The sequence below is a fragment of the Micromonospora sp. NPDC049799 genome, assembly GCF_040656655.1.
In the GTDB taxonomy this organism is placed as follows: domain Bacteria; phylum Actinomycetota; class Actinomycetes; order Mycobacteriales; family Micromonosporaceae; genus Micromonospora.
In genome coordinates this window covers 1-13,601 of record NZ_JBFAMU010000099.1, presented here as the reverse complement: position 1 = coordinate 13,601, position 13,601 = coordinate 1, and the positions used below count along the sequence as shown (strand labels likewise).

General features: G+C 70.9%; 13 protein-coding genes and 2 pseudogenes. 6 read left to right on the top strand and 9 right to left on the bottom strand.

From position 1 onward, the window contains the following. From AB0I76_RS10900 to AB0I76_RS10885, 4 genes and pseudogenes are all read right to left on the bottom strand, one after another. Nucleotides 1-339 (bottom strand): annotated as a pseudogene (locus AB0I76_RS10900) (hypothetical protein); the annotation flags it as partial. A gap of 3 nt (nucleotides 340-342) precedes the next feature. Continuing rightward, nucleotides 343-834, bottom strand: coding sequence for a hypothetical protein (locus AB0I76_RS10895; protein WP_357033137.1), 492 nt, complete (start codon nucleotides 832-834; stop codon nucleotides 343-345). An 86-nt stretch (nucleotides 835-920) separates the two neighbouring features. Beyond that, nucleotides 921-1,424, bottom strand: coding sequence for a hypothetical protein (locus tag AB0I76_RS10890; protein ID WP_357033134.1), 504 nt, complete (start codon nucleotides 1,422-1,424; stop codon nucleotides 921-923). 280 nt (nucleotides 1,425-1,704) lie between these two features. Beyond that, nucleotides 1,705-2,574, bottom strand: coding sequence for a PAC2 family protein (locus AB0I76_RS10885; RefSeq protein ID WP_357033131.1), 870 nt, complete (start codon nucleotides 2,572-2,574; stop codon nucleotides 1,705-1,707). 339 nt (nucleotides 2,575-2,913) lie between these two features. Between AB0I76_RS10885 and metH the strand changes: the two genes are divergently transcribed. Both metH and AB0I76_RS10875 read left to right on the top strand, forming a co-directional pair. Then, entirely contained in the window at nucleotides 2,914-6,429 is a 3,516-nt protein-coding gene (gene metH / locus AB0I76_RS10880; RefSeq protein ID WP_357033128.1) for a methionine synthase, read from the top strand. A gap of 184 nt (nucleotides 6,430-6,613) precedes the next feature. After that, nucleotides 6,614-7,834, top strand: coding sequence for a hypothetical protein (locus AB0I76_RS10875; RefSeq protein ID WP_357033125.1), 1,221 nt, complete (start codon nucleotides 6,614-6,616; stop codon nucleotides 7,832-7,834). A 145-nt stretch (nucleotides 7,835-7,979) separates the two neighbouring features. Here AB0I76_RS10875 and AB0I76_RS10870 read toward each other — a convergent pair whose 3' ends face one another. The 4 genes and pseudogenes from AB0I76_RS10870 to AB0I76_RS10855 all read right to left on the bottom strand — a co-directional run. Beyond that, nucleotides 7,980-8,387 carry a hypothetical protein gene (locus AB0I76_RS10870; protein WP_357033122.1) on the bottom strand — a complete coding sequence of 136 codons (408 nt, stop codon included), beginning with the start codon at nucleotides 8,385-8,387 and terminating at the stop codon, nucleotides 7,980-7,982. 51 nt (nucleotides 8,388-8,438) lie between these two features. Then, nucleotides 8,439-8,816: a hypothetical protein gene (locus AB0I76_RS10865; RefSeq protein ID WP_357033118.1), complete on the bottom strand. Its 378-nt coding sequence runs from the start codon at nucleotides 8,814-8,816 to the stop codon at nucleotides 8,439-8,441. A gap of 113 nt (nucleotides 8,817-8,929) precedes the next feature. Then, complete coding sequence (locus AB0I76_RS10860; protein WP_357033115.1) at nucleotides 8,930-9,508, bottom strand: HD domain-containing protein; 579 nt, start codon at nucleotides 9,506-9,508, stop codon at nucleotides 8,930-8,932. Continuing rightward, a pseudogene (locus tag AB0I76_RS10855) lies at nucleotides 9,505-9,747 on the bottom strand (transcriptional regulator); the annotation flags it as partial. The gene AB0I76_RS10860 and the pseudogene AB0I76_RS10855, both read right to left, overlap by 4 nt. A gap of 501 nt (nucleotides 9,748-10,248) precedes the next feature. Here AB0I76_RS10855 and AB0I76_RS10850 point away from each other — a divergent pair. The 4 genes from AB0I76_RS10850 to AB0I76_RS10835 all read left to right on the top strand — a co-directional run bounded on the left by AB0I76_RS10850 (nucleotide 10,249) and on the right by AB0I76_RS10835 (nucleotide 12,698). Continuing rightward, nucleotides 10,249-10,428, top strand: a complete 180-nt coding sequence (locus AB0I76_RS10850) for a hypothetical protein (protein ID WP_357033112.1) — start codon at nucleotides 10,249-10,251, stop codon at nucleotides 10,426-10,428. 315 nt (nucleotides 10,429-10,743) lie between these two features. After that, on the top strand, nucleotides 10,744-10,911 hold the full coding sequence (locus AB0I76_RS10845; protein WP_357033109.1) for a hypothetical protein: 168 nt from the start codon (nucleotides 10,744-10,746) through the stop codon (nucleotides 10,909-10,911). Nucleotides 10,912-10,962: 51 nt separating this feature from the next. Beyond that, nucleotides 10,963-12,063: an ionic transporter y4hA gene (locus AB0I76_RS10840; RefSeq protein WP_357033106.1), complete on the top strand. Its 1,101-nt coding sequence runs from the start codon at nucleotides 10,963-10,965 to the stop codon at nucleotides 12,061-12,063. A 98-nt stretch (nucleotides 12,064-12,161) separates the two neighbouring features. Beyond that, entirely contained in the window at nucleotides 12,162-12,698 is a 537-nt protein-coding gene (locus AB0I76_RS10835) for a dihydrofolate reductase family protein (RefSeq protein ID WP_357033103.1), read from the top strand. A gap of 6 nt (nucleotides 12,699-12,704) precedes the next feature. Here AB0I76_RS10835 and AB0I76_RS10830 read toward each other — a convergent pair. After that, a partial coding sequence (locus tag AB0I76_RS10830; RefSeq protein WP_357033100.1) for a DUF6596 domain-containing protein occupies nucleotides 12,705-13,601 on the bottom strand: 897 nt, incomplete at its 5' end.

Sequence of the window (13,601 nt, the reverse complement as noted above, 5' to 3'; positions counted from 1 at the left end):
CCCCGACGCGGGCGAGGTGCTCTGGCGTGGCGAGCGCATCGACACCTGGTCAGCCCGCGGGGCCGGCAGCGCGAGGTACAGCAGCATGTGCTCCGCGCTCGCGGCGATCGTCAGCGCGCAGCCGTGCGAGAGGACCTTGGCGAGGTTCGGCAGGCCGGTGGCCGCGTCGAGGCCGGCGGCCAGCGGCGGGACGGCCAGCGTGATGCCCGTGGCGAAGGCGCCGAAGGCGACGCAGATCGCGCGGCGGGCCTGGCTCGGTCTGCGCCGCTGCAACCGGAGCAGGTAGCCGAAGCTGACCCAGCCGGCGCCGGCGCACAGGGCGTAAAGGAGGGTGTCCACGCGCTACCGGTCCGGGTGTTCCAGGGAGTGCCGCAGCCGGTCGTAGAGGGCGGCCTGGCCTCCGTCGCGCGGTGCGGCGTCCTGGTCGATCCAGTGGCCGGCCCGGGCCCGGCCCAGCAGGAGGGAGCCGATCACCTCCGCCTCCCGCTCCTCCTCGGCGTCGTAGTTGCTGCGACCGAGGAACCGCCGCACCAGCCGGGGGTCGAGGTCGGGCAGCAGCAGTCGGGAGGCGTCGGGGTCGAGCACCGCCGCCGGTCGGTGCCCGGCCAGGAGGTGGCCCACCTCGTGGCCGATGATCAGCATCTGGTGCAGGGGTGAGGTGTCCTGCTCGTAGAAGATCGCGTCGAAGGCGCCGGTGGGGACGCACATGCCGCAGACGGTGTGCACGGGGAGGCTGATCGGCACCAGGTGGATCGGTCGTCCGCGGCGCTCACCGAGGACCCGGCACAGCTCGTGGATGTCGAACGGCTCGGGTACGCCCAGCTTCGCGATCATCCGTTCGCAGCGCTTGCGTAGTCGGTGCAGCGTCACCTCGGCGCCTCTCCGCTCGTCTGCATACTGCCATCGGAGGACGAGCACGGCTACCGGCGGTCGTCCCGGGGCCCGGTCGCGGCCTCGCCCAGCGCCCGCAGCCGGGCCACCATCTGCTCGACCAGTTGGGAGTCGGTGGGGGACAGCCCCGTGTCGGCGAGAACCTGTCGCAACGCGACCTGGGTGACGTCCATGCGGCGCAGCTCGCCCAGCAGCGCGATCTGGTCCTGGATGCGCCGGGCGGCGGCGTCGTCCACGAAGTAGCCGGAACTCACCCCGAAGGCGCGGGCGAGGGCCCGCACGTGGGAGGTGCGGGGGTCGCTGGCGACCCCGCGGCGCAGCTCGCCGATGTACGCGGCGCTGATGGACACGCCGGTCTCGCCCTGCACGGCGTTGATCCGGTCGGCGATCTCCCGGTTGGTGTACCGGCGCCCCGGCTCGTCGGAGTCGGTGAGTTCGTCGGGGGTGGGCCGGATGGTGTCGAACAGGTACTCCAGTCGGGCGGCGAGCGTGTCGAGGGGTGGCAGCTCGTGCGCGCTGTGGTCCTCAGCCATGGATCTTCACCTCTCCGACGGTCCCCGCTCAACGACAGTGTCGCAGGTTCGGATGGCGACGAAACACCCGTTGACACATGCACCGAACGTGAGCGTATGCTCGCTGTATCCGCGCAACGGGCGTTGAGCGATGGCGGAAGTCGCTCAACGCCTGTTGCTCGGGCTGGTCTGGGCGGGGGGTCCGGACCGGCGGACGGGGAGGTCGTCGGTGGTGAGGGTCGGGGCCCTGGGAGGGGGCAACGGGGGACCCTCACCGCCACGGCCGCCGGCCGTGGTCAGCTCACCAGGATCCGGCGGTGGGACCGGCGGAGCCGCCCCGACGGCGCAGGTACTTCTCGAACTCCTGGGCGATCTCGTCCCCGGTCAACGGGGTGATGCCGGCGTCGCCGACCCGCTCCTCCAACTCGCGGACGTACTCGCCGAGCTCGGCGTCCTGCTCGGCGGCGCTGCGCACCCGCTGCTCCCACTCGGCGGCCTCCTCGGCCAGGTCGGCCATCGGCACCGGCAGGTCGAGCACCTCCTCGACGCGGTGCAGCAGGGCCAGCGTGGCCTTGGGGCAGGGCGGGTTGTTGGCGTAGTGCGGCACGTGCACCCAGAAGGAGACGGCGTCGACCTCGGCGCGGGTGCAGGCGTCCTGCAGCACCCCGACGATGCCGGTCGGGCCGTCGTAGCGGGTCGGGGTGAGCTGGTAGCGCTGCGCGGCCTCGGCGTCGGAGGCGCTGCCGCTGATCGGCAGGGGGCGCGTGTACGGCACGTCCGCCAGCAGGGCGCCCAGCAGCACGACCCGCTCGACCTCCAGGCTGTGGCAGATCTCCAGCACCTGCTCGCAGAAGGTGCGCCACCGCATGCTCGGCTCGATGCCGCGGATCAGCACCACGTCCCGCTCGGTGCCCTCCGGGCTGGCGACCATGAAGCGTGTGGTGGGCCACTCCACGCGGCGGGTCTCGCCCTCGGCCATGGTGATGGTCGGCCGGCTGACCTGGAAGTCGTAGAAGTCCTCCGGGTCCAGCTCGGTGACCTCCCGGGCCTGCCACACCTGTTCCAGGTGTTCGACCGCGGCCGTGGAGGCGTCGGCGGCGTCGTTCCACCCCTCGAACGCGGCGATGGCCACGGGGGACCGCAGCACCGGCAGTCCGTCGAACTCGCTCACGCCGTCACCTCGCTTCGCTCGGCCACGGCGCGACGCGCCTCGCTGCTGAGCCCGATGGTTCGCTCGACAAGCTCGCTCACACCGTCACCTCCGACTGCTCGTCCTCGGACGGCACCGGGTCGTGCCCACCCGTCCGTCCGCCGGGCACGGTGGTGTCGCTGTAGTCCTTCACGTCCGCCAGCCTACGTGTCGGGGCCGGACGGGGCCCGCCGGCCGCGCCGGTCGTACGCCGTACCGGCCCCCGGCGGCAGGCACAAGGCCAGCGTGATCCGCCCGACAGAATGTGGGAAGCGGCGCGGGCGGTCTTCCGGCGGCGGGTCACCGCACTAACCTGAACTGGTGCGTACCTCTCTCCTCGACGTGCTGGCCCAGCGGATCCTCATCGCCGACGGTGCGATGGGGACCATGCTGCACGCCGCCGACCTGACCCTCGACGACTACGAGGGCCTGGAGGGGTGCAGCGAGATCCTCAACGTCAGTCGCCCGGACGTGGTGCGCGGCGTGCACGAGGCGTACCTGGCCGCGGGGGCGGACTGCGTCGAGACGAACACCTTCGGCGCCAACCTGCCCAACCTCTCCGAGTACGACATCCCGGGGCGGATCCGGGAGTTGTCCGAGGCGGGCGCGCGGATCGCCCGGGAGGCGGCCGACGCGCACAGCACGCCGGAGCGTCCCCGGTTCGTGCTCGGTTCGATCGGGCCGGGCACCAAGTTGCCCACCCTCGGGCACGCCGCGTACGCGAGCCTGCGCGACGCCTACCGGGAGAACGCCGCCGGCCTGATCGCCGGCGGGTCCGACGCGCTGATCATCGAGACCTCGCAGGACCTGCTCCAGGTCAAGGCCGCCGTCGTCGGGTCCAAGCGGGCGATGGCCGAGCTGGGGCGGCCGGTGCCGATCATCTGCCAGGTGGCGATGGAGACCACCGGCACGATGCTGCTCGGCAGCGAGATCGGCGCGGCGCTGACCGCGATCGAGCCTCTCGGGGTGGACCTGATCGGGCTGAACTGCTCCACCGGGCCGGCGGAGATGAGCGAGCACCTGCGCTACCTGTCCCAGCACTCCCGGGTGCCGCTGTCGGTGATGCCGAACGCGGGGCTGCCGGTGCTCACCGCCGACGGGGCGTACTTCCCGCTGACCCCGGTGGAGTTGGCCGACGCGCTGGAGCGGTTCATCGCCGACTACGGCGTGTCCCTGGTCGGCGGCTGCTGCGGCACCACGCCCGAGCACATCCGGCTGCTGGCCGACCGGCTGCACGGCGCCACCCCGGTCCCTCGCGAGCCGAAGCAGGATCCGGGTGTCTCCTCGATCTACCACCACGTGCCGTTCGCGCAGGACGCCAGCGTGCTGATGGTGGGGGAGCGGACCAACGCCAACGGCTCCAAGGCGTTCCGCGAGGCGATGCTCGCCGCCGACTGGCAGGCCTGCGTCGAGATCGCCCGCAGCCAGGCCCGGGACGGCTCGCACCTGCTCGACCTCTGCGTCGACTACGTCGGCCGGGACGGCACCCAGGACATGCGGGAGCTGGCCGGCCGCTTCGCCACCGCCTCCACCCTGCCGATCATGCTCGACTCGACGGAGCCGGCGGTGATCGAGGCCGGGCTGGAGATGCTCGGCGGGCGCTGTGTGGTCAACTCGGTCAACTTCGAGGACGGCGACGGTCCCGGCTCCCGGTACGCCCGGGTCATGCCGGTGATCGCCGAGCACGGCGCCGCGGTGGTCGCGTTGCTGATCGACGAGGAGGGCCAGGCCCGCACGAAGGAGTGGAAGGTCCGCGTCGCCGAGCGGCTGATCGAGGACCTGACCGGCCGATGGGGGTTGCGCCGCGCCGACATCCTCATCGACGCGCTGACCTTCCCGATCGCGACCGGGCAGGAGGAGACCCGCCGCGACGGTGTCGAGACGATCGAGGCGATCCGCGAGATCGCCACCCGCTGGCCGGGGGTGAACTTCACCCTCGGTATCTCCAACGTGTCCTTCGGCCTCAACCCGGCGGCACGGCAGGTGCTCAACTCGGTGTTCCTGCACGAGTGCGTGCAGGCGGGCCTGACCTCGGCGATCGTGCACGCCAGCAAGATCCTGCCGATGTCGAGGATCCCCGACGAGCAGCGCGAGGTCGCCCTGGACCTGGTCTACGACCGGCGCCGCGAGGGGTACGACCCGGTGCAGCGCTTCCTCGAACTCTTCGAGGGCGTCGACGTCACCAGTGCCCGCGCCACCCGGGCCCAGGAGTTGGCGGGGCTGCCGTTGGACGAGCGGCTGAAGCGCCGGATCATCGACGGCGAGCGCAACGGCCTGGAGGCCGACCTGGACGAGGCGATGGCCGGCGGCCGGGCCCCGCTGTCGATCATCAACGACATCCTCCTGGACGGCATGAAGGTCGTCGGCGAGCTGTTCGGCTCCGGGCAGATGCAGCTGCCGTTCGTGCTCCAGTCCGCCGAGGTCATGAAGACCGCGGTGGCGTACCTGGAGCCGCACATGGAGACCACCGAGGACGGCGGCAAGGGCCGCATCGTGCTCGCCACCGTCAAGGGCGACGTGCACGACATCGGCAAGAACCTGGTGGACATCATCCTGTCCAACAACGGCTACGAGGTGGTGAACATCGGCATCAAGCAGCCGATCACCGCCATCCTGGACGCCGCCGAGCAGCACCGCGCCGACGCCATCGGCATGTCCGGCCTGCTGGTCAAGAGCACGGTCATCATGAAGGAGAACCTCGTCGAGATGGCATCGCGCGGGGTCGCGGAGCGCTGGCCGGTCCTGCTGGGTGGCGCCGCGCTCACCCGGGCGTACGTCGAGGACGACCTGCGGTCGATGTTCCCCGGCCAGGTGCACTACGCCCGCGACGCCTTCGAAGGACTGTCCCTCATGGACCGGGTGATGACCGCCAAGCGGGGCGGCGCCCCGGTGATCGACGCGGAGCGAGAGGCGGCCCTGGCCGCCCGCCGGGCGCGCCGCGAGCGGCAGCGGGCGATGGTCACCGAGTCCCTGCCCGAGCTGCACGACGCCTCGGTGCGCTCCGACGTGGCCGCCGACGTGGAGGTCCCGACCCCGCCGTTCTGGGGCACCCGGGTGATCAAGGGTGTGCCGCTGGCCGACTACGCGGCGCTGCTCGACGAGCGCGCCACGTTCCTCGGGCAGTGGGGGCTGCGCGGCGCGCGCGGCGGCACCGGCCCGTCCTACGAGGAACTGGTGGAGACCGAGGGCCGCCCGCGGCTGCGCTACTGGCTGGACCGGCTCATCGCCGACAAGGTCCTCGAAGCCGCCGTCGTGTACGGCTACTTCCCCGCGTACTCCGAGGGCAACGACCTGGTCGTGCTGGACGAGAACGGCCACGCCGAGCGGGCCCGGTTCTCCTTCCCCCGGCAGCGCCAGGAGCGGCGGCTCTGCCTCGCCGACTTCTTCCGCCCGCGCGGCGAGGAGCTGGACGTGGTCGCGCTGCAGCTGGTCACCGTCGGCCAGCCGGTCAGCGAGTACGCGGCGAAGCTCTTCGCCCGCAACGAGTACCGCGACTACCTGGAGGTGCACGGCCTGTCCGTGCAGCTCACCGAGGCCCTCGCCGAGTACTGGCACCGCCGCGTACGCGCCGAGCTGACCCTGCCCGGCGGCCGTACCGTGGCCGACGACGACCCGGGCGACCTGGCCGGGCTGCTGCGCACCGACTACCGCGGCTGCCGGTACGCCTTCGGCTACCCGGCCTGCCCCGACCTGGAGGACCGCGCGAAGATCGTGGACCTGTTGGGGGCGGACCGGATCGGCGTGCAGCTGTCCGAGGAGTTCCAGCTCATGCCGGAGCAGGCGACGGACGCGATCGTCGTGCACCACCCGGAGGCGAGCTACTTCAACGCCAAGTGATCAACGCAGACGCGTTGACCTGAGCGTCTCGCGGGGCAAGACAGCCTCACGAGCCCGCCGCCGCTGGTCACGGCCCATTCCTGGGTGCGTGTTGGGGCAGCGGCGGAGCGGCGGGAGAGAGTACGGTGCCGATGTGGCGACTCTCCGTTGCTAACGCTACCTGAAGGGCATTCCCATGCGCTGGTTGCGGATCGCAGTGTCGGCGCTCGTCTTCGCGGCTGGCGGCATGGTCGTCGCCGCTCCCGCGGCGGTTGCCGCCGCGGACACGGCACCCCCGGTCCTGGAGGACATCACGGTCTCGCCCGACGCGGTGTCCGTCGCCGGGCTCGACCTCGTCCCGGTGACCGTGACCGCTCACCTGACCGACGAGACCGGCGTCGAAAAAATCTCCGAGGCCGGCGGTGGCAACATGCCCTTCGTCGTCCTGAAGCGCGTCGCCGGTGGTGATCCTTCGACTCAGGCCGCCGAGCTGTCGCTCACCTCCGGCACGCCGCAGGACGGCCGGTGGAGCGCGACGGTCCAGGTGCCCTCCACCTGGAACGGCCAGTGGGAGGTCAGCCAGCTCGTCGCCATGGACTCGGCCTTCAACAAGCTCGAGGTCGACCCGCCCGAGACACCGGACACGGGGCTCGACGTGACGGGCACCCACCTCCCTGCGGTGAGTATGCGATTCGTGCCGGACCCGTTGGTCGGTGACGGCCCGTTGACGGTCGAGGGTCGGTTCTACTACGAGGACACCGGCGCGGGCATCCCCAACCAGCCCATCTTCTTCGGCCACGACAACCTGTGCGTCGAGTACTCGGCGGAGCCCAACGGCACCACCAACGCCGACGGCACCTTCTCGAAGGTGTATCCGAAGGGCGACGGCTACCTGCAGTGCGTCGGCATCCTGCGCCCGTCCAACGTCGACTTCACTCCGGCCTTCATCGTCGTGGCGTCCCGGCATCCCCGGGTCAAGCCCGTCGTCACCGCGACCGCGAGCAGGACGACGGTCGTGACCGGCACGAAGGTGACCTTCACCGGCACGGTCGCGCCGGGCGGATACAACGCCGAACTCCAGGAACTGCGGAACTCGACCTGGCGGAAGGTCGACAGCGCGCTGATCAACGACCGTGGCGCCTTCACGCTCGACATCACGCCGAAGGCGGTGGGCACGCACCGCTACCGCGTGATCGTCCCGAACGACGACCCCGAGCTGGTCGGCGTGTCGGAGACCATCGTGGTGCGGGTGACGGCGCCGGGGGGCGGCGGGCAGCCGGGCGCTGGCGCGGGAGGTTCCGAGGGCGGCCTACCGGTCACCGGGCTGGCGGTGGGGCCGATGGTCGGCAGCGCGGCTGCGCTCCTCCTCGCAGGCGTCGGCCTGATGCTGATCGGACGTCGACGTCGGGGGCCGGGCCCGGGTTAGGGGTTCAAACCCCCGAAGGACTCCGCGGTCCTGGATCGGCGTCCGTGCGTCGAAACAACGCCAAGTGATGGCCGCCGGTGCTCCGCGCTGCGGCGGGGCACCGGAGAGGCTGCGCCGCGCGGTCCGACGACGAGCTGCCGCCCAGTCAGTCCTTCTTGAGACGTTGACCCAGCGGCTCTGCCAGCGCGTGACACAGAACCTCGTACGCGGGGTCGACCTTGAGCCACAGCAGCTTGTGGCGGTTGCCATCGCGCATCGTCACGGCTAACCGGTCCGTCATGAGCCCGCGGTGCAGTCGGGCCTCTACCACGGTGTCCAGCGCTAGGACCTTGTTCGTGGGGTGGGCGGAGAGGATCTCGTCAAGGGGCATGGACGCCGCCCGCACTTCGGGCAGGGGGTGGGGAACCGTGCGACCGTTCGCATGAGCACGGGTCTGCTGAAGAGTCAGCCGACGCCGCACCAGGAGGTTCGGTAGCAACCACAGCTCCCCATGGACCCAGTCCGCCCATCCGGTGGTGCAGCTTCGGGTGATCAATCGTGCTGGGTGATCCACAGCGACACGCTAACGAACGGCGTTGTGGCCGCCGAGCTGGGCGCGATCAAATCAGATCCCGGTCAGCTCGTCGTCGTGCCAGACGTCCTCGTAGCCAGGCGCCACCAGCACCCGCCAGCCTGGGGGGAGAGCCAGGTACGGCGCGAGTTCCGGGGCGTAGGTGTCAAGGTGTTCGATGTGAAGCGGGTGGAAGAAGTGGTCGTCTTCCTGCGGGATCTCGGAGCCGCGCCACACGAACCAACCATTGCTCCTGCCAGCGATCGGATGCCGCAGGGCGTTGAGCGGCTCCAAGGTGCGTGGGCGCGACACGGCGAAGCCGACCATCGTCCGCTGTCCGGGCGGCGATGCCTCGACCCCGAAACGTCGACACAGTTCCCGTTGGGCGGCTGAGATCCCTGAGCTTGGCATGCGCCGACGCCAACTGATCATGCCACCCATGGTGCGGAGGCGAACCTCATACATCAAGGGGGATGCGGGGGTGGCCGGCTCCCGACACACCGTCACTCCAGGGTGCCGTGGGTAGGCGAACCCACGCTCGAGGCCTACTCCGGCAGCGGGGGAGGGGCGAGCCAGGCGAGGGGTTGTCCGCTGACGGCGGCGTCGGCGAGGCGATGCGCACTCGCGGTCTTGAGTGCTGCTCGTGAACTGTCGATCCAGCGCTGGACGTCGTCAATGCCCTGGTGGCGGTACTCCACCGCCTGGACGAGGCATTCCAGTTTGTCGGCGTCGCGGGCGACGATGGCTTCCATTGTCTCGCCGGCTTCGTATTCGGCGACGGCGGCGGTGATGACCTCAGCGACGGCCGGTGGGCAGTCGGCGACTTGGTCGGCGGTGACGGTGGTGTTGGGTGCGGCGGTGAGGTAGCGCTTGGCGATGTGCGGGATGTCGGTGATCCGGGTTTCCTGGGTGTCGTGCAGGACGCACAGCATGGACACCCGGGCCGGGTCGGCGCCTTCCATGGCGGCGAGCATCATTCCGATGAGTGCGGTTCGGAACGAGTGTTCGGCGATGGACTCGGGGTGCTTGACCCCGGCGAACCACCAGCCGGTGCGGGCGGCACGTTTGAGGACGCCGGCTTCGAAGATGAAGCGCATCGCTCCGGTGGCGTGGTCGTCGCTCATCTGCCCGTCCCTGTGCCGGTGAGTCCGTCCGCCCGCAGGCTGTAGACGATAGAGGTTAGTTCCTGTCGTGACTGTGCGGAGATCCGGTCGCTGTCCAGCAGGGGGATGCTGCGGCCGAGGAGTGCCCGGCCCTCGGTGGGGTTGTCGGGAGCGAGACTGCGTCGTGCGGTCAGCAGAGCCCAGATGTTGTGGATGTTGAGGTCGACGAAGGCGTGCCCCGGATCGAGACGCTGGACCAAGCTGCTCCTGCGTCATCGGGATGGACTCCCGGATCAGCTTGATCAGGTAGCCGGTCACCTCGCCTCGCTGATCAGCTGATCGTCCGCAACCTGCCATACGACATCCCTACGTTGACCGCTGGTCGACGTTCGCCCGTGAGCCGCCCTCTGCGGCGGGGCACCTGGCCTGCTCACTCGTACTGCCGGTGAGTCCAACCTCCGCCGTCGTGATCGTAGCGTCGCAGTTACCGAACGTTCCAGGTCCGGTCCCGTGGCTCGGGGTCGGCCATGCAGTGCTGCCTGGCGGAGGGAGTCAGTGATGCGGGACCGGACACCACCGTGGCGACGAGTGTCCTGCGAGCAGTACCTGATCGCCGTCGCGATGACCCTGGCACGGCGACACCGTCCGGCCTGGTCATGGCGAATGTGGAGGTGGGTCTGTCGGTGTGGGGCGGGTCTGCCCTGTCGCAACCGACATCGCATCCCAATCAATCGAGGGCACTGGCCCAACGAGGAGGAGCAGTGACCAACGAGGCGGAACAGCGGATCCTGGCCGTGCATCTGCCCGCGATGGACGGCCTGTGCACCGATTGGCGAGCGTGGTGGTCACGGCTCACGCCGTACCCGTGCTGGCAGGTGGACTGGGCGACCAGCCGGCAGGCGCGATCGCTGACGGCGGCGTCGCTCGGAGGCCGCGCGTGACCACCCACGGTCCGGTGCTGCCGATCTGGAGCTGTGGCGGCTGCAACGCGCCATGGCCATGCCGCACGGCGGCAGGGAGAGCTGCGTGCGGAGTTCGACGGCGCTCCGGTGTCCTTCGCTCTCTACCTTGGTGCCCAACTGGTGCGCGCCTCCGAAGCCTGACCTGGTTGCCGGCGGGGGCGTTGCACCGACGCTTCCTCGGCTGGCTGAGGTGAGCATTCTCGACCGTGTCACTCGGCGTAGGCGTTGGCCACCTGGTACGAGTCCTCGTAGAGGCGGAACGTGACGATCTCGTCGCCGCTCACCTGGAAGTGCATGGCCACGGCCATCTCGTACCGCCGGCCGGTGCTGCGCGCGACGCGACCGAACCAGCCGGCCCTGCGCCAGGTTTTCGGCCGGGTGGAGGAGGCCGTACGGCGGGAGCTCGCCGGAACGACCGTCGCCGACATGCTCCGGGACGTGCTGTCCCCATCACCCGCGTGACGGGCGGCGCAGTTGCGGGCACATGATCGTCTCACCTGGCAGGGTTGACGCATGACTGCCGCCCTCCGATCCCGCGTGACCGACTGGACCGTCTCCGTACCGCTGCTGGCGGTCGTGGTGCTCGTCCTCACGTGGGGGAGGGACCTGCCCGGCCCCGTCGTGATCGTGGTCGCGCTGCTGCTGGCCGGTGCGGTACTGGCGGCGGTGCACCACGCCGAGGTGGTGGCCCACAAGGTGGGGGAGCCGTACGGCTCGCTGGTCCTCGCGGTGGCGGTCACGGTCATCGAGGTCGCCCTGATCGTGACTCTCATGATCAGCGGCGGCGAGAAGACGCAGACCCTGGCCCGGGACACCGTCTTCGCCGCCGTGATGATCACGGTCAACGGCATCCTCGGCTTGTCGCTCCTGCTCGGCGCACTGCGCCGGCGGGTTGCGGTGTTCAACTCCGAGGGCACCGGCGGGGCGCTGGCCACCGTGGCGACCCTCGCCACGCTGAGCCTGGTCGTACCGAACTTCACCACCAGCCGGCCAGGCCCGGAGTTCAGCCCGGCCCAGCTCGCCTTCGCGGCGGTGGCCTCGCTGGCGCTCTACGGGCTGTTCGTGCTGGTGCAGACCGGCCGACACCGCGACTACTTCCTGCCGGTGACCAGCGAGGGACGCCTCGTGTCGGAGGACGAGCACGCCGAGCCGCCGTCCACGAAGGCCGCCCTGGTCAGCCTGGGCCTGCTGGTCGTCGCCCTGGTCGCCGTCGTCGGGCACGCCAAGACCATCTCGCCGACCATCGAGTCCGCGGTCGCCGGGGCGAACCTGCCGCCGTCCTTCGTCGGTGTGGTCATCGCGCTGCTGGTGCTGCTCCCGGAGACCCTCGCGGCCACCCGCGCGGCCCGCCGCGACCGGGTCCAGATCAGCCTGAACCTGGCCCTCGGCTCAGCCATGGCCAGCATCGGCCTCACCATCCCGGCGATCGCGATCGCCTCGATCTGGCTGGACGGCCCGCTGCTGCTCGGCCTCGGTGGCACGCAGATGACGCTGCTGGCGCTGACCGTCGTCACCGGCGTGCTGACCGTGGTGCCCGGCCGCGCCACGGTGCTGCAGGGCGGTGTCCACCTGGTGCTGCTGGCCGCGTTCGTCTTCCTGGCGGCGAGCCCCTGACGCCCTGGTGGGCGAACGCGTGACGATCGCACCGATGAGTTCCGCTCGTGCGATCCGTCCACGCAGGAGAGGTCCACGCCAAAACGGAGGAGTCGAACGTGCGCAAGGTCGTCGTGTACGAGCTGTTGTCCCTGGACGGCGTCGCGGAGAAGCCCGACGGGTTCTTCGCCCACTGGGACGACGCGATGGAGGCCAACCTCGGCGCCGTCATCGCGGCGCAGGACTCGGTCATTCTCGGCCGGCGCAGCTACGAGGAGTGGGCCGAGTTCTGGCCGGGCAGCGACATCGAGCCGTTCGCGACGTTCATCAACGGGGTCGCGAAGTACGTCGCCACCTCCACACCACTCGATCGGGCGTGGGCCAATACCACGGTGGTCGACGGCGACCTGGTCGAGTTCGTGCGGGATCTGAGGAACCGACCCGGCGCCGACATCGGCGTGCACGCGAGCATCTCGGTCGCCCAGGCACTGCTTGCCGCGGGCGTCGTCAACGAGCTGAGGCTGGTGATCGCACCGACGATCGCGGGCAGCGGGCGAAAGCTCCTCGACGGCCTGCCGGCGATCGGGCTCGAGTCGACCCGGAGCACGACCTCACCGACCGGCCATCTGCTCGTCGACTACCGCGTCGTCGGGTAGCCGGTACTAGTCGGCGTCGAGGCGGGCCGCGCGGGCGTGCAGGTAGCGCTGCCGGGCCAGGTTCGTCGACCGGTCCGCCGCCTCCCGGTACGCGTCCCGCGCCCCGGCCCGGTCGCCGAGCAGCTCCCGCAGGTGGGCGCGGACCGCCGGCAGGCGGGGGTCGCCGGTGAGCCGACCCGCGACGGCGAGCTTCTCCACCAGCGCCAGCCCGGCCTCCGGTCCCCGGCTCATGGCGACCGCGACGGCGTGGTTCAGCGCCACCACCGGGCTGTCCGAGACCCGCATCAGCACCTCGTACAGGGCGGTGATCTGCGCCCAGTCGGTGTCGGCGGCGCTCGGCGCCTCGTCGTGCAGCGCGGCGATCGCGGCCTGGAGCTGGTACGGGCCGGGACGGCCCCGGGCCAGCGCGGCGGTGACCAGGGCGACGCCCTCGGCGATCTGGTCGTGCTTCCAGAGGCGACGGTCCTGCTCGGCCATCGGCACCAGCTCGCCGTGCGGGCCGGTGCGCGCGGGCGCCCGGGCGTCGGTGAGCAGCATCAGGGCGAGCAGTCCGCCGACCTCCGGGTCGTCGGGCATCAGCCGGTGCACCAACCGGGTCAGCCGGATCGCCTCGGCGGACAGGTCCGCGCGCAGCAGGGCCGGGCCGGCCGTGCTGGCGTACCCCTCGTTGAAGATCAGGTAGAGCACGTGCAGGACGGCCGCGAGCCGCTCCGCGCGCTCGCCCCCGGCGGGCATCCGGAACGGCACGCCGCTGTCGCGGATGCGCTGCTTGCCGCGGGTGATCCGCCGCGTCATGGTCGCCTCGGGCACCAGGAACGCCCGGGCGACCTCGGCGGTGCCCAGCCCGCCGACGGCGCGCAGGGTGAGCGCGATCTGCGACGCCGGCGACAGGGCGGGATGGCA